The organism is Hephaestia caeni (assembly GCF_003550065.1).
GTDB lineage: Bacteria > Pseudomonadota > Alphaproteobacteria > Sphingomonadales > Sphingomonadaceae > Sphingomonas > Sphingomonas caeni_A.
Genome location: NZ_QXDC01000002.1, coordinates 462,371 through 483,524, shown reverse-complemented (window position 1 = coordinate 483,524; position 21,154 = coordinate 462,371). Strand labels below are relative to the sequence as shown.

The window sequence follows — 21,154 nt, the reverse complement described above, 5'->3', positions numbered from 1 at the left end:
CGAGCCTGTCGAACGCAGCATCGCCTTCGGCGGCAGCGCGATCGCGTGCGTTGTCCGGGCGCGGACTGTCCTGCGCCAAAGCGGACGCGGAGGCCAGCATCGCGATGACGGCGGCCAGACGGCGCGCGCTAGTTTTCGATAACCCGCATATAGGCATCGATCTTGTCCTTCATGTCGATCTGGATGTCGGCCTGAGCGCGGGCCTCGATCTCGGAATAATATTCGGAAAGGTCCATTTTGGAGAAATCCAGCGCCTGGAACTCCTCCGGTGTGAACCCACGGCAATAGGGCTGCTTGGGCGTGCCCCAGCCAAGCCCGTTGAAGCTCTTGAGCTGCGGGCGGCCCTGTTCCTGGATGATGCGGCCGAGCTTGGTGTTGAAGCAGCAATGTCCGCGCGCCTTCTGGACGCAGATGCCGAGGATCTTCGAGCTGCAATAGCTGCCGACCTCGTGGCACATCCCCGAACCCCGAAGCATGCCGACTTCCATGTCCTGTTGGTCACAACCGGAGAGCAGGAAATCCATCATGAAGTTGATCGCGAGGCTGATCGCGATCGAAGTCGGATCGATGCCGACGATGATGGCGTTGGCGCCGGCGCTCGCGGCCTGACCGGCGGTCGCGCCCGCTTTGAACGCCGTGAACGCCGCCTTCATGCCGGTGAACACGCCCTTGGCGACGGCGATCTTGGTGCCGATCGACGAGATCGAGCCGCCCATCCCGTCCTTGACGATCTTGCCCTTGTCCTTGCAGCAATTGGAGAAGGTGGTGCGAAGCCCTGCCGGGCGGCAGCGTGCTGCGCGTCCGGAGAAGATCTCGATATTGCCAAGGCAGGCGCCATCGGCATCGACCGCGCCATCGGCCGGAACCCCCGGATCGTCGGGCACAGGCTCATCCTCGATCGGGGTGATGGTGAGATCGGCGCATTGGTTGGGCGAACAGGCAGGACCACCATCCTGCGGCAGGCAGGCGAACTGCTCGCCCAGCGGACAGCTATAGGCACCGTCCTGTTGCTGGACGCAGGAGACCTTCTGCAGGGGGCATTGATATTGCCCGAGCGAGGTGATCTCGCAGGCCGCCGTCTCGCCGGTATCGTCGGCATCGCCATTGCCGTTGAGGTCGGCCGCGCAAATCTGCGTGGTCTGCGCCCACGCGGGCGCGGCGGGCATGACCATGGTGAGGGCCGCAAAGAGCCCGGCTATCAAGGGGAAAAAGGTTCGGCGCATCAGCGGGACTCCGAGGTGCAGATCATGTCCGCGCCGCCGAGCCGCACCGTCTGCATCATGACGATCGCCTCGGGGAAATCGTCGAGGCAGCCGCAGTCCGAGACCAGCTCCTCGCCATCGCCTACCGGGCAGATATCGGCGCCGGCGCTGGAGCGGGTGCAGGCGTGGTAGAAGGTGTCCCAGCCTATGGGCGCGTTCTGGCGCGCGCCGACCACGCCGTCGGGCGCGACCCCGGTGTTGGCCTTGGGCGCGCGCGTCTTGCAGATCGGCTCGCAGGCCGCGACCGAGCCGCGATCGGGCAGCGCGAAGGCGCGGGACGAGGTGGCATAGCCGCCGTCCTTCGTCTGCACTCGGTCGGCCAGCAGCGTCTCGGTGGAATGGTCGATAATATAGGCGCCGCGGCTGAGATCGGGCTGCGGCAGCACGCCGGTGTCGATGGTGCAGCGATAGCGCCGGTCGCGCTCGAACCAGGGGCGCACGAGGCTCAGCGAACAGGCGCCGCTCTCGAACAGGCGGGTCTGGGGCAGCGGCGTCAGGCCGGTGCCGACGCCATTTCTGAAAGTCTGGACGCCGTCGACATTTTCATCATGAAGCTGGCAATTGGCGTCGGCGGCATAGCCGGCGCACGTATCGATGAGCCGTTCGGTCGGATTGCAGCTCAGATCGAGCATCGCATCGATCCGCGCCGACACCTCGCCTTCGCCGCCGACCGCGACCCGCACCCAGATCTCGTGCGAGCCTTTGGTGAGGTATGGCTTCAGGTCGAGATTGGGATAGGCATACCAGGTCCGCCCGCGCTCGCATGTGCCCGGCGGCAGGCCGGCTCCGGTCCAGCTTCCCGGATCGGCGTGGACGAGCACGCCGTCGACGCGGACCTGCACCCAGTCGTCGAACAGGATCTGCGAGAGCCGTGCCGAGACGAGGCGATCGGGATCGCCCACATCGAGCGTCATCCGGAAATCATGGATGCGGCAGCTTCCGCCGCTCAGGCTGTCGTCACGCGGCGATCCCAGCAGGAACGCGCGGGTCTCGGGCGTATCGGCATAGGTCGCATAGCCACCTGAAGTTCGGGCGATGATGCCGTCGGCGGTCACCGCCTCGAGCTTCACCTCGCGCCGGATCGTGCAGGCGCGAATCTGCTCGGCCTTGCCCATGCCGGCAGGCGAGCCCTTCAATGCCTGGAACACGCTATTGCCGGCCGCGACCGACGCCGCATCGCCCTGGATCTGGGCGGGATTGGCGCGATAGACCGTCTGGGCGAGCGAGGGATTGGGAGCACAGGCCGTCGACTGCGCGCCGGTATAGCGGATGATCGGACCATCGATCGCCGCCTGGGCGACGCCGATGCGCGGGTCGGCGCTGGTGAGCGCGCCGACGACACCGCCGCCGATGTCCTTGAGGGTCGAGGCCAAATTGCCCCAGACGAGATTGCTGCCGCAGCTATTGTTGACGCAGTAGCAGCCCGCGAGCGCGGTCAGGTCGACCTCGGTGAGCTTGAGATCGCCGGCTGCCGAGACGTCCCATCTGTAGCTGCGGCACTGGTTCCAGGTGCCGGGCTGGCAGGCAATCACGCCATTGGCGCAAATGCCCGACACCGGCATCGGCAGGGTCAGCGTCTGGTCGAAGGTGCCATTGAGATCCTTGTCGCGCGAGATGCGCAAGGCCGAGATGTCACCCGTCGATCCCGGCTGCGCGAGGATTTCGAGCAGGGTCGCGGTGGTCTGGCAGGCAAGGCTCGGATTGAAGCTCTTCGTCCCGTCGACGGTGGTGATCGCCTCACCGGCAAGGCCCGGCGTCAGATAATTTTGCTGGATCGCCTCGATGTCGGCGCTCTTCTCGCGCGCGGCTTCGGCGGCGGTGCGGGCGCGTTCCTCCATGGTCTGCGCCTGTGCGGCGATCGGCATCGCAAGCGAGGTTGCCAGCAGAAGGAGGCCTCGCCAGGTCATGACGGTCTCGCCTTCGTGCTGCGCGAACCATAGGCGAAGCGGAACACGTCTCCCGCCCGGAACGCGGTGGATCCGGGCGAGAGTAGCTGAAAGACTGCCTGGCCTTCAAAAATAGTCAGCGCGGCCGAAACCGGAAGCGCAGCGGGTGGGGGCGTCGCCGGCTTCGCTGGGGTACATTCGGCCGCGCTGACCAAGGGTGGAGTGGCGGCGGCAGGGGGAACCGCCACCACTCGCGCCGCGCGCCCAACCACGGTGGGGAGCAATCCGTGACGAGCGGACCGGCCGCCCGCGCGGGACGCGCGGTTTGGGGGAAGCGATCTGCTCATGGCGTGGAGACCCCCGCGCAGCAGATCGCTTTTTCGAAGAGCATGAACTGGGCATTGTCTTTGCCGGGGGCATGTTTGCCGCTGGTCCACAGCGCGCCCGGACGCCCGATATTGACGCATTTGCCGCCCTTGACGGGCTCCATGATCTGGAGCTTGTAGCGGCTCTTGGTCCAGATCGGCTGCGCTTTCAGCGAGCAGCCATCCTCGGAATGGATGGTGAGCAAGCCCAGGCGCCCCATCATGAAGGTGGTGCGCGCGGCAAGGCCGGCCCAGGCCTCGACCCGATCACCCATGTGGATGTCGCCGGCGATTGGATAGGTCGCGCCCCAGCTTCCCATGCACCAGAACAGCGGGTCGATCGTCTTGCCGGCGGCGGCCGCCGCGCTGTCGGCCATGCACGCGAGACCGGCGGCGGGGTTGCCGAACAGGATGCCCTCGGGCTGGATGATCGCGCCCAATGTGCCCGACTGCCAGGTCGGCAGCACCTCGGTGATCATCGCCACGTCGAACCCTTCATCCTCGATGCAGGGCAGGTCGGTGAACATGTCGAGCATCTTCCAGACCGGCGAGATGTAGTAATGCGCCTGCGCGAACAATTTGGTCGTGTTGGTGCCGTCCGAGATCGACGACTGGCTGCCCTGGAGCTTGCCGCCGGTCGGCAGCAAATCGACGCCCAGCGCCATCATGCAGCCCGGCTCGGTCACGACGTCGACCATGCGGTTGGGCGACCAGAAGCTGACCTTCACCCCGAACCAAAAGGTCGCTCCCTTGCGACACGCGCATAAGGGTTTGGAGGCCGATTGCGCGTCGAGCGCCTTGTCGAGCTTGTCGAAGCTGCCGACCCGCACGCCGCCGATGGTGATCGGGAAGATGCAGTTCCAGCGGACCTTGGTGATCGGATTGAAGATCGTGCCGGCCTCGCACTTCGAGGCATGGGCCGGCGCTGCCGGAAGCAGGAAAGTCAGCGCGAGCGCGGCAGCGCCTGCACGCAATGTCGATGCCAGGCGGGTCATGGCCGTTTCTCCTGGGGAAGACCTTGGCCTCCCTTGCGCTCCAGATGGACTTCGGTGAGTTCGAGGCGTTGGCCGGCCTGGCGGACGATGACGGGGGCGACGGTAAGGCCGAGCCGGTCCTTGACCCGCTCCTCAAGGATGAACAGCGCGCGGCCGTGGCGTTCGCCGAGTGACAGCGCATCATCCTGACTGTCGCCGCCGCCGGTCAGAAGGATCCAGTCGGTGAACGCGGCCGTCTTCAGTGCCCAGCCAAGATCGCGCGGATGGACGATGACGAGGCGCTGCGGCAGCGACACATAGGTCAGCGGGTTGAAGGTGAAGCCCTTGGGGTAGAGGATCTTCCCATCGGCCAAGCGGATTTCCTGGTCGAGCGTGTAGAAGGGAACGACGCTGCGCACGCGGTCCGCCTTGGCGGTGCCGAGCGTGGCGCCCTTGAGCGCGCTCCACCCCGAGCGCGGGCCAAAGCGCGGCGCGATGCTTGCGGGCTGGCGCGCCACCGCCGCCTCGATCTCGGCCATCGCGTCGGGCTCGGCGATCGGCCAGGTCCGGCCGACATTGGATGTCTCGGCTTGCGCTGATCCGGCGAGGATCAGGGCACCGACGATCATCGCGCCGATCAGCGCGGACTGGATCGCGACGACATGCCAGCCTTGAGGGTAGCCCTCATCGTCCACGGCGGCGCTCCCTCCAGTTTGGCGGCGGGTTGCGGCTCTCGCCCCAGACGGCGCAGCAAAGACCGGTCGTGCCGACGAGCAGCGCGAGCCAGATGAGCGGGCGGGTGCCGTCGAGGTCGGCGCCCGACCAGATCAGCAGGAAGGCCTGGACCAGCAGGATCAGATGCGTTCCGACAAGCAGGCGGATCGACGACTGGCAGGGCGCGGCGGAGAAGATGCCGTTCATCGCCGCCTCCGCATGGGAAGCATGGCGCAGCGCGACCGGTGCGAGAGGAGCCAGTTCGTGACCTTCGGCCCGAACGTAGCGAAAGCGAGCACGAACGGACCGCCGGTGATCCCGGCGACGGCGACCACCCCGGCAATGAATTCGAACCTGGCGAACTCGGTTACGCCAGCGCGCACGAGGCCGACATAGGCGGCGGCACCGATCAGCGGTCCGGCCAGGGTCAGCATGATCCTGTCCTGCCGCCATGAGGCGCGGTCCATGTTCAGGATGTAGTCGGACACATCGCGCGCCCTTGCCAGCATCCGGACTCGGTTGACCAACGTGCGGTTGGCCCGAACCAGATACTCGTGCAGGCTTTCGTCGGGCTCACGCGGGACCTCGGTCAGATGCGCGTCCGAATTATAGGTGAAGGGCTCCTGGCTCATGATTTCCTCCTGAGCTTTGCGAGAAGGCGACTGGCTGCGCCGGTGAGGCCGATCAGCATCAGCCCGGTGAGGAAGCAGCCGATCCCGACGGTGGCGGCGCCGGTCAGCGTCTTCGACATCGGCAGGTCGAGCGCGATGCCGGCTGCGATCACCAATGTTGTCATCATCACAGATTCGATAATGACTAGGCGAAACCGCCATTGGATCGCCTGGACCTCGGCCCGCTCGGCGACGCGCGCCTCGATGATGCGTTCCAGTTCATCGTCGGTGTTGCCGACGAGACGCAGAGGCAACTGATCTGGAGATGCGGAATGGCGCTTCATGACCTTACGCTCCGCTTCACGTCGACGGTGCGTTCCGGCTGCCCCGCACCTCCGAATATCTCGGCGGGGTCGACGCCGGCCAATTGGCACACGGCTTCGAGCGGCGTGAGCCCTGCGCGCACCAGGCTGTCGAAGGCCGCGACCTCTTCAGGCGCGCTGGTGTTGATCCAATACGAAAAAGGGTCGACGACGAGGCGAGCGATGCCGAGCCCGAGCGGACTGTCGATGAAGACTTCGCTATAATTGGGCTTGTTGTTGCGGACCGATTTCAGGAGATCCAGGACGAACCCCGAATAGTCGAGGATGCGGTTCTCGACCGCCTTGTCGTAGGTCGATCCCTGCAAAAGGAAGCGCGTTGCCGCATTTTCGAGGATCACCTGACCGGTGCCGCCGAACAGCAGCAGATCGTTCATGCTCTGGAGAATGATCCCGAAGCTGCCGCGATACTTGCGCGCCCGGCGATATCCCTGGCTGATCGCTTCGGCGAGCCGCGACAGATCCTGGCCCTCCTGGCGCGTCATGAACTGCGCCGCTTCGTCGCACAACACGAAGCGGGGGCGGTCGCGGGCTGACAGGTAGAGTTCCTGTGTAACCGCGTTGATCACGACCATGATCACCACGTTGAACAAGTCGGGCATCGACTTGAGCCGCTCCAGCTCCAGCACGACAAATTCGTCGCGCGAGATGTCGAAGGTGGAAGGGCCGTTGAAATAATGGCCATAGGCGCCGTCCGACCCGAAATCGCGCAGGTTGAACGCCAGCTCGCGCGCGGTCGGCACGAGATGGTCCACCCGGTCGAGATCGGACGCGGTGTTGGCCGGATAGGCGCCGAGCCATTCGCGCACCGCATCGATCCCGGCTTCGGCGCGGCCGCTGTCGATCGCCCATTGCACGGCCGACTTGAGCAGGTTCCATTCGCTGGTGGTGACCGGCTTGCGGGTGGCGGCGTTCGCCATCTCCGCGACGATGGCGACCGCCATCGAGATCGCGGATTCGCGGTCATCGCCGTCCATCGCGAGACCGAGGTCGAACGGGTTGAGCACGAGATGCTCTTCGCCGAGATCGATGTATCGGCCCGAGCAGAGCGTGCAGAGCTTGCGGTATGACCCGCCGATATCGATGATACGGATGAGCGCGTTCTGCGCGAAATATTGCTGGCAGAGGTTGTTGAGCAGGAAGCTCTTTCCTGCGCCTGATTCCGCTGAGACGATGAAATTGTAGTTGTTGATGCGCGGGTCGAAGAGGTCGAGCGTGATGAGTTGCCCCTTGCGTCCCGTATAGAGAAGGGCAGGGCGTCCACCTCCGCGGAAATCGGTCTGGATCGGTGACATCAGCACGGCGGCGCGCGCCGGCACGCGGAAATCGCGCTGGAGCATGCCAATGGTGCGCCGGTCAGGATAAAGTCCGAACGGCAGGCTTGCGGCGAGCAGGATCGGGTTGAGGTAGCTTTCCTCCTGGACCATCCAGGGCAGTGGCTCGCTTTCCCACAACCGCTTGGCGCGGGCCGCCATCTCGCGGGCCTGATGCCGATCGCTGCCGAACACCCACATGGTCGGGATCACCGAGACGAAGCGGCTGTTGCCGATCTCGTCGAGGACCCAGCCGATCTCCTCGATCTGCTTGCCGACCTCGACGGCAAAGCTGCCCGCCGCTTTCTGCGCCGAGAGGATCTGCGCGCGCTTGTGAACCTCAAAAGCGGAATGATCGAACAGGACATTCAGCGTGTAGAGAAACGGGCCACCGATCTGGTCGCTGTCTTCGCTGCTGCCGCGCATGCCGCCGGTCAGGCGATTGGCGCGCTCGGCCGTGATCCGGCGCGGCGGCGATTTTGGCGTCAGGCAACGGGCGACCTGATTGCCGAGGAATACCTCCGGCCCATCGAAAGTCAGCGCTGGTCCCGCATCGATGATCTGGCGGCGGAGAGGCACATCAGCGGTCTGCGTGAACACGCCAGGTGCCGGTACGTGAACGCCATTGAATATCCGTCGGTAAAGAGAGATGATCTCACCCGGCGCCATCGACCGAATGCCAAGCTTCGCCATCTGCTCTTCGATCTGGCGCTTGAGGTCGCTGTCCATGGGCTGGCGCATCTTGACCGACAGGAAGGTGCGAAAGTTGCGTACCGGGATGCCGTGGAGCGCCTTGAGACCAGCGGTGCCGGCGCGCAGATAGTCGAAGGTGCGTTTCGCAGACGCCTGGATCAACGGATCCGGGCGGCTTTTCAGGTCGAGATAGGCGTCGAGCGCATCGTCGATCAGCGGATCGGCGAAGCTTTGGATCTGGAGCACCGTACCTTCGGGGAAATGCACGTTGAGCAGCCCGAGCAGCGCTTCATGGACATGCGCGAACATATAGGCCGAGGGGACCAGCTCCCAGGCATAGCCCCAACCATCGTCGATAGTGAGGAAAGCCTGTTCCTCCTCGACCCAGGCTGCGAGCGGCAAATAGTCGGAAAAGCTATCGCGTTCGACGCTACGCCGCAGCCTTGCGAGCGTCATGCCGCCGTGTTGCCGGCTCATGGCTGCGGCTCCGCATCGTTCTGGCGGTCCTGGACCTGTTCGAGGACGCTGGCGCGCGAGGCTGGCGCAACAGGTTCTACCAGATAGTCTCCGACCACCCATTGCGAGCGCTCGACCACCGAATACACATAGCGTGGCATGTAGAGCCGATCAGGTCGTTGCCGGTCGGCATAGGGAAGAATCAGCGTGCGGACCGAGCGTGGGGGCTTGAGCATGGGCGTGACAGGCTGGTCGATCAGCCCCTGCAACTCGCGATAGACGCTGTCACGATAGCCGACGAAGGAACCCGACGATGCCTTGCCTGCACCTCGCGTGCCCTTGTCGCCCCGGAGCATCGCCTTGTCACGTGTGACGGCGGGGTCGGATTTCGAAGCCACGCCCGCCACCGCATCGGCATAGGCCTTGTCCGGGTGGATGCATTGGCCGTGATCGTCGTTCTTGCACGAGAATTTCTCGCTGTAGGGCGACATGACCGATCCCAACGTCGCGCACCCGCTCAGCGTAAGCGCTGCCGCAACGGGAAGGACGAGGGACGCGGTGCGCGTCAGGTATCGCAGCGGTGATGACCGCATGGCTGGAACTCCCTGTTGGATAGAGGGTGCGAGCATCAGAATTTGCTCCCGGCGGTCGGCTTGATCTCAAGTGTGATGCCTTCCTGGATCACGACGACGACCTCCTTCGCGGCGCCCACTTCCACGATGGGGCCGGCCTGCCGGGCAAGGTCGAGATAGAAGTCGGTGAGCTTGTCCGAGGATCGCGACAGGCCGCCTGCAATCCCGGCTTTGGCGGCATCTCCGGCATCGAAGCTGCGCACTGAGCCGAGCGCCGATGTCGAGACATTGCCTACGGTGTTCTCGACGGTCTGCGCGACGCCGGTGATGGTCCCGGCTATGAACGTGCGAGCCAGCGCCGCTCCGGCGCGCGTCACAACCTTGCCAGAGAGGCCCTTTTTCCCGTCCGCATCGACGAAGAACCCCTTGACGGCCTGATCGACCACGGAACGTTCATCGAAGTCGACACAGGACAGTGACACGAGCTGTACCTCGACCCGCTCCTTGGCGAGGCTCCCGGTAGCATTGCCAATGACAAAGCAGCCGGAGAGATTGGCTTTCACGTCATTGGGGAGCACGGCGGGAGCCTGCACGCGTGCGATCAGCGGTTCGGGATTGCTGGTCGCGTCTCGGCTCGCCAGCGCGTCGATCCCGGTCAGAAGACGCGCCTTCATGAAACCAGGAGGCAAATAGATCGTCCGATTCTTTTTTTTCGAACCTCCCGCTTGATCGCCGGTCGCGACCGGACTGGTCGCGCCGCCGATCGCACCCACCGTCTTTTCAACCGGTGGTGCCGGAGGGGCAGGTGGGGTGGAGGGGGGAGCCGGAGGTGCGGAGGACGCAGACCCCATGTCGCCGCTCGTGGGCGGTTCAGGAAACCCGGGCACGTCACCTGGAAGCGCAGGCGGAAGATCCGGGTTCGTGGATTCACCGGAGGCGGATCGAGATCCCGCGCCGGGTACGATCTTGCCTTCCTCAATGGCGGTGACCCGGTCTCCCAGCAACGATTGGCCATCGAGAATCTTCTGCAGATCACCGCGAAGTTTGACCTCAAGGCTGTCGCCGCGGAGACCCGCGCCCATATCGAGTTTTGAAGCTGGTGGCGTGGCCGTTTGATCGGGCTTGTCACCGCTTGCGGTATATAGGCCAAGGCCCAGCACACCGATCGCACCCACGACTCCGACTTGCTTCAACCGAAGCTGATGGCGGGCGCCTAGCGCCGCCCAGCGTGCTTTGATGTCAAGCAGCGCCGGGCCGCGATCGAGACCGGGAGCCTGCGGGCGAGTTGCCTGATAGCTTTCGAGATCGAGTTCGTCGCCGTGCTCATCGGAGCCGCGATCGCGGGGAGGGCCGCCCGCGCTCATTGCCCGGCTCCCCGGCGCACGACAATGAGTCGTGCAGTCTCGCCTGCAGCGAGATTGTTGCGATCCAGCGTGACGGCGAAGATATTTGTGCCGAGCGCGCTGTCTAGGAAGCTTCGCTCATCGAGGACGGCTTCACCGCCGACAGAAACCAAATATTCGGATGCTGAAAGTCCCGAACCGTCTATCTCGACACGCCGGCGTTCCTCGATCGCTGCGCCGGGTAGGCCGGTGAGCCGGATCGCAGTGGAACGTGGTGCAACGGTGGTGAAGCTTCCCGGTATCCGATCCTGGAGCATTGCGAGCGTAATCGAAACCGCACGTTCTTCTTCCACCAACGGCCCAAGCAGTTCTTCGTTGGACCTGGCACGCTGGGGAGCACCCGGTTGCAACAAGACCGTTTGCGCAGGGATATCCGACGGTTCCGCATAAAGCGGATACACAGCGCCGTTGCAGGTGACAAAGAACTCAGACGGCGTCGTGACGAAGCTGCGCGTCACCATGCCGGAATCATCGATCTCGCGAACGAGGAACTTGATCCATGCGTCAGCGCCGGCGCGTTCGACCGCGATGGCCTTCTCCGCGCTGAACTTCACGTCCTCGATCTCGCCGCCAATGCAGACGACATGATTGATATCGCGGTTGGACAAACGGATTGTGCTGGTCTGGTCTGGCAGAGCGGCGACGGTCTGCGCTATTGCCGGTAGCGGCATCAGCGCAAGGCCGAGGACCAGCAGCCGCTTAACGGGGCTGGGCATCGAAATTTTCCTCTGTCAGGGCGGTGAGCCAGAAGCGGCCATTGTCGATCGCGTAACGAATCCGCAGATTGCCCCGGAACTTGCGGATCACGCCGCCGATGACCCGAACCTTCTCGACCGGCACGAGGATTTCGCGGTCGGTCCATGTCACGGGCTGATCGGGGCGGATGTAAGTCGCGATCGAGAGGGTTGGATTGTCGGCCAGCTCGTCGAGCAACCGATTGAGGCCATCCCTCAGGCTATTGTAGCTTGAGGGATGAACAATGCTCAGCAGCTCCTGGAACTGCCGATCGGCGGAATAAGCCGAATAGGTGCCCGAGAGCGAGACGATGTTGCGAGTGATCATTCTTAGATAGGCTTCGGACGGCCTGTTGCCCGTCACATAGAGATCACCACCCGCACCGAACGGCACAACTACGGTGCGCGTGTTCTGGTTGGAGGTGTAAATCACCATTCCGAGCACTGCGGTGATGCCAAACAAGCCGACCACGGCGAGTTTCAGCAGGCGGTTCTCTTCGAAGAGATTGCTGGCGCCCTGGACGTAGCGATGGATACCGAAGCTGGCCGGTTTGCCGAGCAACGGATCTCGCGCGGGGGTATCAGGGGTTTTGCGTCCGAACATCGCTTGTTCTCACTCGAAAAAGCGGGTCTGCGTCGGACCCGGATATTTGGACCAGCGAACCAGCCCCCAACGCCAGGCCAGGTGCGGGATGAACCCACGCGGCTTGGTCCGAAGCCAGGGAATGAAAAGGAGAAGGGCCGCGATGAGCGCCCAGCCGAGCATCCCGCCGAGGATTACGGCGACGAAGATGGTCGACATCACCAGCACGAACTCGTCCGACCCAAACCAGAGGATTTGAACCGGCTTGTGCAGATATTGGGGTAGCCGTTCGTCCACGAACCCTTCTCCTCCTGCTTCAAGACCGCCCTGCGAAGCTGCGGTTGAACAACACAGGCAGTCTCGCCAGCACGCCGAAGCGCTCTGGCTTGTTGAGGTCCGCCATCCGTGCAATCGGACGGCGAACCAAACCGTCAGATGACCATCCCGAAAGTCTGGAGGATGGTGTCGGATTTGATCAGGCAGACCGCGGCAACGATGGTGGGGATGCCGACCATGACGTTGCTGAACAGGCGCGAGACGCCGAACAAGAACGCGGCAACGCCGCCGACGAAACCGAGCGGTCCCTTCACGCCTTTGTTCACGACGATGTCATAGATGTCGTAACCAAGGTCGCCGACCGCCGGCGCGGTGAACGCGTGAGCGCCACCGCTCACCATCGCGGCGAAGGCCAGGGGAATGCCGATATTGGCGAAGGAAGCGGTTTGCCTTCCAAGTGTCTTCAACATGCACGTGCTCCAGTCAAAATGGGCCGCTCCGCAATATGCTGGCCGGCATCGATGGGGATCGCTGTCGGCCGACGGCGAGGCTGGACGGCCCGTTTCGGGTCTCGCCGTCGGCATTCCGGTGCGCGCGGCGCCGTCCTGCCATGCTGCAGGAGGACGGCCGCGAGCGTCCGCGATGGGAGAGTGGAGAACCGTTCAGCGCGCGGCATCGGCGAGCGCCTTCCCGGTCTTCAGAAATTCTTCCAATTCGGCCTGCTGGAAGCCGGATATGATCTTTCCGCCCACGATCAGCGTAGGCGTGCCGGTGATGCCCGCCTTGCTCACGACACGCGCGTCCGCCTCGACCCTGGCTCGGCCTTCCGCGCAGCTGCGGAGCTCAACTGGAGCCGCTCCCGCGTAAACCGTCTTGAACGCAGCCTCCTTGTCAGGCGAACAGAGGATATGCTCGGCCTTGGCGGCAGCTTCCGGATGGATGCCCGAGACAAAGATGATCAGACGGCGGACGGGCTTGCCCTCCGCTTCCTTCGCGGCCCAGAACCGGTCGAGCGCGCGGCAATAAGGGCAATCGGGATCGGTGAACTCGATCACCTGCGGGGCGTCAGCGGGGCCGATCGCCAAGGCCTTGCTTGTATCGATCGCCGCCAGCTTCCGCTGCGCAGACCTATCCTGGGCAAGAGCGGTAATGTTTATGCCATTGCGATCATAAACCGCCGCGAAGAGCAGGTGCTCGCTCTCAGGCGCGTAATATATGATCCGGCCGCCGGCACTCGCCTGATAGATCGGGCCCTTGACCGGTGCCGGACCGAAATCCTCGAACTGCAGGTTAGTGAATGTCTGCCGCAATTCGTTCTCGGCTTCGCGAGCCGCGACGACAAGAGGATCAACTTGCTGCGCAGAGGCGGCACTCTGGAAGACCAGGATAAAAGGCAGGACGAGGGCGAATGCCCCCGGCTTAGCGACGCGCATGCGAACTCTCCTCTGTTGAAAGGGCCGGACGCAGGAACAGCCGCGCATCAAGATGCATGTCGGCGCCGATCCGGATGATTTTGGATGGGGTCGGCGGAACGGAGGCGCTGCCGGCTCCACCGGCGCCGGAAGCCCGGATGACGAAGCCGCTCATCGTCGGAACGATGGTCCGCTGACCTTCCACGTTTAGCGGTGCGCTGCCGTCAGTTCCCGCCTGTGTGGATGTCGTGACCACGAGGGCGCAACAGGCAAGGGTCATCGCATTGGCAATCGGCGTCATGCACGACTCCATTCGGCGCATTGCGCCAGGTTTGAGAATTACTTGTGGACCCGAAGTAGAAGACCCGAATCGATCTGTATTTTTCGGCTCGATGTCTGAGTGATTTGAAACAGAAGTAATTGCAACAGCAGTAGGAGCGGAGCCGCGCCGCTCTCCAAAATGAGTTCTAAATGTACGAATTTAGTTGGTTATAGGCGCGGCTTTGCTCAAATCACCCGGTGTAGGCCATTGCCGGCGTCGCATTGTCAAAATAGTCGAAATCCGACGAAATGCACCAAAAGGATGGCTTCAGTGACAATGCGAAAGCAAATGAGCATTTCTCTGCCTTATCGGCAGTGAAGTACCTCTAAATTCAACGCCATCTATTATTGCTAAATATCGGATGAATACCTTACGCCCTGCCTCAATTTATCATGTCAGGAGATTTTCCGAGGAGAGCGGAGCAATGTCATCGAATGAGAAATTCGCCCCCGTCGACCTGTCCCTTTTCAAGGTCATCAAAAAGATGGCCGGGGAGCGGGTCAGGCAGGAACGTAAACGTCGACAAGTCACGCAATCGGAACTTGCTCACGAGATGGGGTTTGGACCGCGATGGCTACGGGATGTAGAGGCCGGTGCTCCGGGTACGCGATTGGAAGATCATATCAGCGCAACCTTGCGGCTAGGGGACTCGATCGGACATATTATGTTCCCGGTCCTCTTTATGGCGCACGGCATCCGTTTTCCGCAGCACTTATACTACGAGGATATCAGGGGCCTCGAACGCAAGTGCATCGAGTTGATCGTGGATTGGGCGGTCAATTCTCTGAAGCAGGATTTGCCGTCAGAATGGTGGCCTTCCAGTCACCACGACGAACGTTGATCAACTGGCATCCAAAAGGCATCAGGGCGCCTGTTTGTGCCAATTGGTGCCAAAACTGCAATCTTGGTCCTTCATCGCATTCATTCATAATGCTACACTGCCTAAGCTTCTTGATCGCCTTGCGCTGCCTTTGAGGTGGCGTTCCATGAATATAGCCAATCTGAACAGATCTGACTGTTCGTTCCGGATCGATGAACGACGTTGTCTCGTCCCCGGCTTCCTTTGTACTGACGATCAAGTGCTAGCAGCACAGTTCGCCTTCACTGTTGGCGCAACCAGGGGGGTCAGCCGTATGGCTGAGCAGGCCAACCAATGACGGGGCGCGACAATAGCGGTATTGACGTTCCGGGCGAGCGTTCTGTCCGCCACAGTAGGCGGTTCTCCGACCAGTTGGTCGAGAAAACCCGGAAGCTCTTCCAGGAACGTACAACCAGGCAGCTCACCAACGAGGATGCGCGTCAAATTCTGGAGAATCTGACGGGTTTCTTCCGGGTGCTCGGCGAATGGGACAGGGCACAAGAGAAGGCGTCTGCTGAGGAGCAGTTACCCGAAAATTGCCGGAACGTCCGAATTGACGAGGAATGACGTCACTGGCATCATTGACATCATTCCTCGTCGATAGGTGTCGCAATGGCTGGTGCGCTTCAGGTACGTAATCTTGACGACGACATAATCCAGCGTTTGCGCCGAAGGGCTGCAAGGCACGGCCGCTCGGTTGAGGCTGAGCATAGGGAAATTCTGCGACAAGTTTTGTCGACTGAGACGGACCCCTCCTTCGAAACACTGGCAGCCGAGATGCGTGCTCTGACCGCAAAGCGGCAGCAGACTCCCTCGGAAGTCCTGTTGCTTGAAGGGCGTGAGGAGCGGTGATGCGCATCGTAATAGATGCGAGCATCGCGGTGAAATGGGTTGTTACCGAAGATGGGACGGACGAAGCCGTATCATTGTTGTCTGGACACCATTTGTCAGCCCCTGATCTGCTCATTGCAGAATGTGCCAACATACTCTGGAAAAAAGTTCGCCTGACCGAGATGTCAGCGGACGAAGCGATGGTTGCGATGCGAATCATCCAACGCGCTAACTTAGAGCTTTGCCCCATGCGGTCTCTGATGGAGCCAGCCGCAAAACTTGCTATTGACCTTGATCACCCAGCATATGACTGTGTGTATCTCGCGCTGGCAATGAGCCAAGGATGGCAATTCGTCACCTCTGATGCGCGCTTCCTCGAAAAGGTTCGGCAGTCCTCGCCTGCGGCTGCGCAATCGATTCTTTCCTTGAAGGAAGTGGCAGGCGGGAGCGGAGAACGGCATTAGCCGGCACAACGGAGTATCGATATGGCGCGAGCAGTTCGAACGAAAACGAAGCAGAAAGCGCAGGAGGTTCAAACTCCCAAGGCCGTGGTCTATGCGCGAGTGTCTTCACGCGAACAGGAGCGCGAGGGCTTCTCGATACCTGCCCAGTTGAAATTGCTTCGCGAGCACGCCGAGGCCAGCGGATTTACCGTAGCGGCCGAATATGTGGACGTGGAGACGGCTAAGCAAAGCGGACGGACCAATTTCGACGAGATGATCCGCTACCTTCGCAAGCATAAAACCATCCAGACGATTATGGTCGAAAAGACCGATCGCCTCTACCGCAATCTCAAGGATTGGGTGACAATCGACGAGCTCGATGTCGAAATCCATCTTGTGAAAGAGGGTATCGCGCTCTCTCGGGAATCCCGGTCTTCTGAAAAGTTCATGCACGGCATCAAGGTGCTGATGGCTAAGAACTACATCGACAATCTGTCCGAGGAAGTCCGCAAGGGCATGTTGGAGAAGGCAGAGCAGGGTCTTTGGCCGAGTGCTGCGCCATTCGGATATCAGAATCTAATGGGTCAAGATGGCAAAAAGCGGATCGTCATCGACCCCGATCAGGGCCCGATCATCAGGCGATTGTTTGAGTGGTATGCAACTGGAAGCTACTCATTGAAGGAGATCGGCGCTCTCGCTCGGCAGGAAGGTCTTGCCTACCGCAAGAGCCAGCGCCCAGTGCCAATCAGCACCGTGCATAAGATTCTTCGGAGCCGCCTCTATGCCGGAGAGTTCGAATGGCTAGGCAAGGTCTACCAAGGAAGCCATGAACCGGTCATCTCGAAAGATCTGTGGTACTGTGTGCAGGACATTCTGGATGGACGGAACAAGAAAACCCGCAACGCTAAAACCGGCGGTGGTGTCCGTGAATTTGCTTTTACCGGCCTAATTAGCTGTGGCCACTGCGGCTGCGCTGTGACGGCCGAGATCAAGAAAGGCAAATATATATATTACCACTGCACCGGCTTCCGGGGAAAATGTCCCGAGAAATTCGTGCGTGAAGAAGTTCTTGAGGAGCAGTTTGCCGTACTGATGGCCAAGCTACGTTTCGACGAGAATGTTTACGATATTATCGTCGAAGCGCTGAAGGACAGCTTCGAGGTTGAGCGGCACGACCATGATGAAGCGATGACGCACCTTCATGCGGAGAGCGAGCGCCTTCGGAAGCGTCTGGAAGCTGTCTATGTCGATAAGCTGGATGGCACTGTCACTGACGATTTTTATCGCCGCATGGCTTTGCAATGGCGCGACGAGCTCGATCGCTGCCAACGCGATCTCGTCCGGCATCAAGATGCCAGCAATAACTATATGGATGAAGGGGTGGCCCTGCTGAAGCTAGCGCGCAAAGCGCTCGGATTGTTCGAGGGTTCTAATGGAATCGAGAAACGTCGGTTGCTCAATTTCGTACTATCGAACTGCACTTGGAAGCATGGCGAACTGAGTGCCGAGTACCGCCAACCATTTGATATGCTTGCAAATACCGTAAATGAAACCGACCCATCTCAAGGGGGCAGCGGCGCCGCTACCCCCTTAAATGAGATTTGGTCGGGAAGAGAGGATTCGAACCTCCGGCCCCTGCCTCCCGAAGGCAGTGCTCTACCAGGCTGAGCTACTCCCCGACGGAGTCACGCGCGTCGCCCCAGCGGGGCGAGCGACTAGCTGGAGGCGCGCCTATACCGAGGAGCAGGCAGGCGCGCAAGCGGGTTGGTGCGCGATCGTCATTGCCCGCTGCGTGCGTCGAGCAGCGCATCAATGCTGGTGAATTTCTCGCGTGGTGAGCCGTCGCGCGCACGATCGATTTCTGCCTGCTCGATCCGCTGCCAGTCGCGAAACGTGACGACGTCGACACCGCGTTCCGCCAACAGGGCATCGAGCGCCGGGCGACCCTGTTTGCCGCCGTCCTCGGGCAGATCCTCGGCGAGATGCTCGGCAAGCGCATAGCCGTCGGGGCGGTTGGTGCCGATCGTCCCCGAAGGCCCGCGTCGCGCCCAGCCGACCGCGTAGAGCCCCGGCGCGATCCGTCCGTCTTCGTTGGCGAAACGGCCGCGCGCAGCATCGTAGGGCACGCCCTCGATCGGCGGGGTGCGATAGCCGATGCAGCTCACCACCAGTCCCGCCGGCACGGCATAGGTTTCGCCGGTGCCCGTGGCCCCGCCATCGCGGTCGAGCTGCGTCCGCTCGACGATGATGCGTTCGACCGCGCCGTCGCCTTCGATCGCCACCGGCCGCGCGAAGAAATCGAACACGATGCCGATCGGCTTGTCCTGCGGATGCGCCGCAAACTCGCGCAACAGCGTAACCGACTTGCGCTGACCCGGTTCGAGCGCGGTGTCGGCGTCCTCGGGCGGGAAATCGGCGGCATCGAGACGCGGGCTGGCGCGCTCGAGTTGGCCCAGTTCACCCAGTTCCTTGGGTGTCATCGCGATCTGGTGCGGCCCCCGGCGGCCGAGGATCGTCACCGTGTCGATCGTATGCTCCCCCAACCGATCGAGCGCGTGGTTGACGATATCCGATCCGAGGAACTCCGCCTCGGTCTTGGCGAGGATGCGCGCGACGTCCAGGGCGACATTGCCGTTCCCGATCACCACCGCTCCGGGTCCGTGGAGCGCGGGCGCCAGGTCGGTGAAATCGGGGTGGCCGTTATACCAGCCGACGAATGCCGCAGACCCGATCACGCCGGGTAGATCCGCACCCGGAATATCGAGCGCGCGATCCGATGGTGCGCCGGTCGCGAGCACGACGGCGTCGTAGAGCGCGCGCAACTCCGCGACGGTTACGTCTTTGCCGACGGTGACGTTGCCGACGAAGCGGACATTGTCGGTCAGCGCGACGCTTTCGTAGCGCCGCGAAACGCCCTTGATCGATTGATGGTCAGGCGCGACCCCCGAACGGATCAGGCCGAAGGGCACCGGCAGGCGATCGATGATATCGACGCGGACGCCGTCGCCAAAGGTCTTCTGGCAGGCTTCGGCGGTGTAATAGCCCGCCGGCCCCGATCCGATCACCGCGACGTGACGCATACACCCGCTCTCCCTTGCCGTTGGAGGTGCACCGTAATCGCTTGGCGCGACAGGGCAAGCGCGGCTATCGCTGACGCTTTGGCAAAGCGTCGCGCGCCTGCTATCGGCGCGGCATTCCTCCTTCAGGCAAGAATCGATCCGTGGCCACTCCGCTCGAAAATATCCGCAATTTCAGCATTATCGCGCATATCGATCACGGTAAGTCGACGCTCGCCGATCGTCTGATCCAGGCGACGGGCGGGCTTACCGATCGCGAGATGAGCGAGCAGGTGCTCGACAATATGGATATCGAGCGCGAACGCGGGATCACGATCAAGGCGCAGACGGTGCGCCTCGCCTACACCGCCGCTGATGGCGGAACCTATGAACTCAACCTCATGGATACGCCGGGCCATGTCGATTTTGCCTATGAGGTGAGCCGCAGCCTCGCCGCGTGCGAGGGCGCGCTGCTCGTGGTGGACGCGGCGCAAGGCGTCGAGGCGCAGACGCTCGCGAACGTTTATCAGTCGATCGAGCACGATCACGAGATCGTCCCCGTCATCAACAAGATCGATCTGCCCGCGGCCGAGCCCGACAAGGTGAAGGCCGAGATCGAGGATATCATCGGCCTCGATGCATCGGATGCGGTGCTCACCAGCGCCAAATCGGGGATCGGCGTCACCGAGGTGCTCGAAGCGATCGTCAAGCGTATCCCGCCGCCCAAGGGGGATCGTGACGCGCCGCTCAAAGCGATGCTCGTCGATAGCTGGTACGATCCGTATCTCGGCGTCGTCATCCTCGTGCGGGTGATGGAAGGCACGCTCAGGAAAGGCCAGCAGATCAAGTTCATGCAGACCGGGACGACGCATCTGGTCGATCGCGTCGGCTGCATGCGGCCCAAGATCGAACAACTGACCGAGCTTCAAGCGGGCGAGATCGGCTTCATCACCGCGCAGATCAAGGAAGTCGCGCAGACCGCTGTCGGCGATACGATCACCGACGCGAAAAAGCCCGCCGCGGCACCTTTGCCGGGGTTCAAGGAAGTCCAGCCGGTGGTGTTCTGCGGGCTGTTTCCCGTCGATGCCGCCGATTTCGAGAAGCTGCGCGAATCGATCGGAAAGCTGCGCCTCAACGACGCCTCGTTCAGCTTCGAGATGGAGACCTCGGCCGCGCTCGGTTTCGGCTTCCGCTGCGGCTTCCTGGGGCTGCTCCACCTCGAAATCATTCAGGAGCGGCTGACACGCGAATATGATCTCGATCTGATCACGACGGCGCCCTCGGTCGTCTATCAGATCGAGTTGACGCACGGCGGCGGCCATGTCGAACTGCACAACCCGGCCGACATGCCCGATCCCAACAAGATCGAGACGATCGCCGAACCGTGGATCGAAGCGGTGATCTATTGCCCCGACGAGTATCTCGGCGCGATCCTCAAACTGTGCCAGGATCGCCGCGGCATCCAGAAGAATCTCACCTATGTCGGCGGCCGCGCGCAGGTGACGTACGAACTGCCGCTCAACGAAGTCGTGTTCGATTTCTATGACCGGTTGAAGTCGATCAGCCGCGGCTATGCGAGCTTCGATTATCATCAGATCGGCTATCGCAACGGCGATCTCGTCAAGATGAGCATTCTCGTCAACGCCGAGGCCGTCGATGCGCTCAGCATGATCGTCCACCGCTCGACCGCCGAAAGCCGGGGCCGGGGAATGTGTGAGCGCCTCAAGGATCTGATCCCGCGTCATTTGTTCAAGATCCCGATCCAGGCGGCGATCGGCGGCAAGGTGATCGCGCGCGAGACGATCGCGGCGTTGCGCAAGGACGTGACCGCCAAATGCTATGGCGGCGATATCACGCGCAAGCGGAAGCTTCTGGAGAAGCAGAAGGAAGGCAAGAAGCGGATGCGCGAATACGGTTCGGTGAGCATTCCGCAGGAGGCTTTCATCGCCGCACTGCGCATGGGCGACGAAAACTGATACGGAACTCTGTCGTTGATCGGGGGGTTCCCC

23 protein-coding genes, 1 tRNA gene and 1 pseudogene are annotated in these 21,154 nt (G+C 62.2%); 6 read left to right on the top strand and 19 right to left on the bottom strand.

All coding sequences use genetic code 11. The annotated features are described in order from the left end of the window. Nucleotides 1–128: 128 nt before the first annotated feature. The 16 genes from traN to DFR49_RS21570 all read right to left on the bottom strand — a co-directional run bounded on the left by traN (nt 129) and on the right by DFR49_RS21570 (nt 13,935). A complete protein-coding gene (gene traN / locus DFR49_RS02230; protein WP_004211676.1) occupies nt 129–1,223 on the bottom strand; it encodes a conjugal transfer protein TraN in 1,095 nt (364 codons plus the stop codon). Next, entirely contained in the window at nt 1,223–3,169 is a 1,947-nt protein-coding gene (locus DFR49_RS02225; protein ID WP_004211678.1) for a hypothetical protein, read from the bottom strand. Before DFR49_RS02225 ends, traN begins: the two co-directional genes overlap by 1 nt. Before the next feature lie 322 nt (nt 3,170–3,491). Then, the gene (locus DFR49_RS02220; RefSeq protein ID WP_004211679.1) at nt 3,492–4,508 is read right to left on the bottom strand and encodes a TraU family protein; all 1,017 of its coding nucleotides are present in this window, start codon (nt 4,506–4,508) and stop codon (nt 3,492–3,494) included. Beyond that, nucleotides 4,505–5,182 (bottom strand): hypothetical protein, encoded by a 678-nt coding sequence (locus tag DFR49_RS02215; protein WP_004211680.1) that lies wholly within the window; start codon nt 5,180–5,182, stop codon nt 4,505–4,507. Before DFR49_RS02215 ends, DFR49_RS02220 begins: the two co-directional genes overlap by 4 nt. Beyond that, complete coding sequence (locus tag DFR49_RS02210; protein WP_004211681.1) at nt 5,172–5,408, bottom strand: hypothetical protein; 237 nt, start codon at nt 5,406–5,408, stop codon at nt 5,172–5,174. Before DFR49_RS02210 ends, DFR49_RS02215 begins: the two co-directional genes overlap by 11 nt. Continuing rightward, nucleotides 5,405–5,833 carry a hypothetical protein gene (locus DFR49_RS02205; protein ID WP_004211682.1) on the bottom strand — a complete coding sequence of 143 codons (429 nt, stop codon included), beginning with the start codon at nt 5,831–5,833 and terminating at the stop codon, nt 5,405–5,407. The genes DFR49_RS02210 and DFR49_RS02205 overlap by 4 nt, the downstream gene beginning before the upstream one ends. Then, complete coding sequence (locus DFR49_RS02200; protein WP_004211683.1) at nt 5,830–6,156, bottom strand: hypothetical protein; 327 nt, start codon at nt 6,154–6,156, stop codon at nt 5,830–5,832. The genes DFR49_RS02205 and DFR49_RS02200 overlap by 4 nt, the downstream gene beginning before the upstream one ends. Further along, nucleotides 6,153–8,675, bottom strand: coding sequence for a TraC family protein (locus DFR49_RS02195; protein ID WP_004211684.1), 2,523 nt, complete (start codon nt 8,673–8,675; stop codon nt 6,153–6,155). Before DFR49_RS02195 ends, DFR49_RS02200 begins: the two co-directional genes overlap by 4 nt. Beyond that, nucleotides 8,672–9,247, bottom strand: coding sequence for a TraV family lipoprotein (locus DFR49_RS02190; protein WP_004211685.1), 576 nt, complete (start codon nt 9,245–9,247; stop codon nt 8,672–8,674). Before DFR49_RS02190 ends, DFR49_RS02195 begins: the two co-directional genes overlap by 4 nt. Nucleotides 9,248–9,282: 35 nt before the next feature. Next, a complete protein-coding gene (locus DFR49_RS02185) occupies nt 9,283–10,590 on the bottom strand; it encodes a TraB/VirB10 family protein (RefSeq protein WP_004211686.1) in 1,308 nt (435 codons plus the stop codon). Continuing rightward, nucleotides 10,587–11,345 (bottom strand): type-F conjugative transfer system secretin TraK, encoded by a 759-nt coding sequence (locus tag DFR49_RS02180; RefSeq protein ID WP_004211687.1) that lies wholly within the window; start codon nt 11,343–11,345, stop codon nt 10,587–10,589. The genes DFR49_RS02185 and DFR49_RS02180 overlap by 4 nt, the downstream gene beginning before the upstream one ends. Continuing rightward, nucleotides 11,329–11,967: a TraE/TraK family type IV conjugative transfer system protein gene (locus tag DFR49_RS02175; protein ID WP_004211688.1), complete on the bottom strand. Its 639-nt coding sequence runs from the start codon at nt 11,965–11,967 to the stop codon at nt 11,329–11,331. The genes DFR49_RS02180 and DFR49_RS02175 overlap by 17 nt, the downstream gene beginning before the upstream one ends. A 9-nt stretch (nt 11,968–11,976) precedes the next feature. Then, nucleotides 11,977–12,243 (bottom strand): type IV conjugative transfer system protein TraL, encoded by a 267-nt coding sequence (locus DFR49_RS02170; RefSeq protein ID WP_004211689.1) that lies wholly within the window; start codon nt 12,241–12,243, stop codon nt 11,977–11,979. 134 nt (nt 12,244–12,377) lie between these two features. Beyond that, nucleotides 12,378–12,692: a hypothetical protein gene (locus tag DFR49_RS02165; protein WP_004211690.1), complete on the bottom strand. Its 315-nt coding sequence runs from the start codon at nt 12,690–12,692 to the stop codon at nt 12,378–12,380. Between the two features lie 192 nt (nt 12,693–12,884). Next, on the bottom strand, nt 12,885–13,655 hold the full coding sequence (locus tag DFR49_RS02160) for a DsbC family protein (RefSeq protein ID WP_004211691.1): 771 nt from the start codon (nt 13,653–13,655) through the stop codon (nt 12,885–12,887). Then, nucleotides 13,642–13,935 carry a hypothetical protein gene (locus DFR49_RS21570; RefSeq protein WP_004211692.1) on the bottom strand — a complete coding sequence of 98 codons (294 nt, stop codon included), beginning with the start codon at nt 13,933–13,935 and terminating at the stop codon, nt 13,642–13,644. The genes DFR49_RS02160 and DFR49_RS21570 overlap by 14 nt, the downstream gene beginning before the upstream one ends. 445 nt (nt 13,936–14,380) lie before the next feature. Between DFR49_RS21570 and DFR49_RS02155 the strand changes: the two genes are divergently transcribed. The 5 genes and pseudogenes from DFR49_RS02155 to DFR49_RS22475 all read left to right on the top strand — a co-directional run. Beyond that, nucleotides 14,381–14,797, top strand: coding sequence for a helix-turn-helix domain-containing protein (locus DFR49_RS02155; protein ID WP_004211693.1), 417 nt, complete (start codon nt 14,381–14,383; stop codon nt 14,795–14,797). A gap of 312 nt (nt 14,798–15,109) precedes the next feature. Next, nucleotides 15,110–15,382 carry a hypothetical protein gene (locus tag DFR49_RS02150; protein ID WP_004211694.1) on the top strand — a complete coding sequence of 91 codons (273 nt, stop codon included), beginning with the start codon at nt 15,110–15,112 and terminating at the stop codon, nt 15,380–15,382. A 45-nt stretch (nt 15,383–15,427) separates the two neighbouring features. Beyond that, complete coding sequence (locus DFR49_RS22480; protein WP_037491284.1) at nt 15,428–15,667, top strand: FitA-like ribbon-helix-helix domain-containing protein; 240 nt, start codon at nt 15,428–15,430, stop codon at nt 15,665–15,667. Further along, complete coding sequence (locus DFR49_RS02140) at nt 15,667–16,110, top strand: type II toxin-antitoxin system VapC family toxin (RefSeq protein WP_037491286.1); 444 nt, start codon at nt 15,667–15,669, stop codon at nt 16,108–16,110. The genes DFR49_RS22480 and DFR49_RS02140 overlap by 1 nt, the downstream gene beginning before the upstream one ends. 21 nt (nt 16,111–16,131) lie before the next feature. Next, nucleotides 16,132–17,160: pseudogene (locus DFR49_RS22475) on the top strand (recombinase family protein); the annotation flags it as partial. A 30-nt stretch (nt 17,161–17,190) separates the two neighbouring features. On the opposite strand, the gene DFR49_RS02125 reads toward DFR49_RS22475, so the two are convergent. The 3 genes from DFR49_RS02125 to DFR49_RS02115 all read right to left on the bottom strand — a co-directional run bounded on the left by DFR49_RS02125 (nt 17,191) and on the right by DFR49_RS02115 (nt 19,169). Beyond that, a complete protein-coding gene (locus DFR49_RS02125; RefSeq protein ID WP_037491290.1) occupies nt 17,191–17,436 on the bottom strand; it encodes a hypothetical protein in 246 nt (81 codons plus the stop codon). A gap of 255 nt (nt 17,437–17,691) precedes the next feature. After that, a tRNA-Pro gene (locus DFR49_RS02120) sits at nt 17,692–17,768 on the bottom strand. Nucleotides 17,769–17,867: 99 nt separating this feature from the next. Beyond that, nucleotides 17,868–19,169, bottom strand: coding sequence for an FAD-dependent oxidoreductase (locus DFR49_RS02115; RefSeq protein WP_119034377.1), 1,302 nt, complete (start codon nt 19,167–19,169; stop codon nt 17,868–17,870). 140 nt (nt 19,170–19,309) lie between these two features. Here DFR49_RS02115 and lepA point away from each other — a divergent pair, with 140 nt between their 5' ends. Next, nucleotides 19,310–21,121 carry a translation elongation factor 4 gene (gene lepA, locus DFR49_RS02110; RefSeq protein ID WP_119034376.1) on the top strand — a complete coding sequence of 604 codons (1,812 nt, stop codon included), beginning with the start codon at nt 19,310–19,312 and terminating at the stop codon, nt 21,119–21,121. The last annotated feature ends 33 nt before the right edge of the window (nt 21,122–21,154 follow it).

Bases quoted from the DNA above. Each gene is read 5' to 3' on its own strand.
- DFR49_RS21570 (WP_004211692.1), bottom strand. From the start codon at position 13,935: ATGACGCCGATTGCCAATGCGATGACCCTTGCCTGTTGCGCCCTCGTG.
- DFR49_RS02140 (WP_037491286.1), top strand. From the start codon at position 15,667: ATGCGCATCGTAATAGATGCGAGCATCGCGGTGAAATGGGTTGTTACC.
- traN (WP_004211676.1), bottom strand. From the start codon at position 1,223: ATGCGCCGAACCTTTTTCCCCTTGATAGCCGGGCTCTTTGCGGCCCTC.
- DFR49_RS02155 (WP_004211693.1), top strand. From the start codon at position 14,381: ATGTCATCGAATGAGAAATTCGCCCCCGTCGACCTGTCCCTTTTCAAG.
- DFR49_RS02175 (WP_004211688.1), bottom strand. From the start codon at position 11,967: ATGTTCGGACGCAAAACCCCTGATACCCCCGCGCGAGATCCGTTGCTC.
- DFR49_RS02220 (WP_004211679.1), bottom strand. From the start codon at position 4,508: ATGACCCGCCTGGCATCGACATTGCGTGCAGGCGCTGCCGCGCTCGCG.
- DFR49_RS02180 (WP_004211687.1), bottom strand. From the start codon at position 11,345: ATGCCCAGCCCCGTTAAGCGGCTGCTGGTCCTCGGCCTTGCGCTGATG.
- DFR49_RS02190 (WP_004211685.1), bottom strand. From the start codon at position 9,247: ATGCGGTCATCACCGCTGCGATACCTGACGCGCACCGCGTCCCTCGTC.
- DFR49_RS02165 (WP_004211690.1), bottom strand. From the start codon at position 12,692: ATGTTGAAGACACTTGGAAGGCAAACCGCTTCCTTCGCCAATATCGGC.
- DFR49_RS02200 (WP_004211683.1), bottom strand. From the start codon at position 6,156: ATGAAGCGCCATTCCGCATCTCCAGATCAGTTGCCTCTGCGTCTCGTC.
- DFR49_RS22480 (WP_037491284.1), top strand. From the start codon at position 15,428: ATGGCTGGTGCGCTTCAGGTACGTAATCTTGACGACGACATAATCCAG.
- DFR49_RS02205 (WP_004211682.1), bottom strand. From the start codon at position 5,833: ATGAGCCAGGAGCCCTTCACCTATAATTCGGACGCGCATCTGACCGAG.
- DFR49_RS02225 (WP_004211678.1), bottom strand. From the start codon at position 3,169: ATGACCTGGCGAGGCCTCCTTCTGCTGGCAACCTCGCTTGCGATGCCG.
- DFR49_RS02185 (WP_004211686.1), bottom strand. From the start codon at position 10,590: ATGAGCGCGGGCGGCCCTCCCCGCGATCGCGGCTCCGATGAGCACGGC.
- DFR49_RS02195 (WP_004211684.1), bottom strand. From the start codon at position 8,675: ATGAGCCGGCAACACGGCGGCATGACGCTCGCAAGGCTGCGGCGTAGC.
- DFR49_RS02210 (WP_004211681.1), bottom strand. From the start codon at position 5,408: ATGAACGGCATCTTCTCCGCCGCGCCCTGCCAGTCGTCGATCCGCCTG.
- DFR49_RS02150 (WP_004211694.1), top strand. From the start codon at position 15,110: ATGACGGGGCGCGACAATAGCGGTATTGACGTTCCGGGCGAGCGTTCT.
- DFR49_RS02125 (WP_037491290.1), bottom strand. From the start codon at position 17,436: ATGCCGGACGAGATCGCGTTGGCAGCGATCGAGCTCGTCGCGCCATTG.
- DFR49_RS02115 (WP_119034377.1), bottom strand. From the start codon at position 19,169: ATGCGTCACGTCGCGGTGATCGGATCGGGGCCGGCGGGCTATTACACC.
- DFR49_RS02160 (WP_004211691.1), bottom strand. From the start codon at position 13,655: ATGCGCGTCGCTAAGCCGGGGGCATTCGCCCTCGTCCTGCCTTTTATC.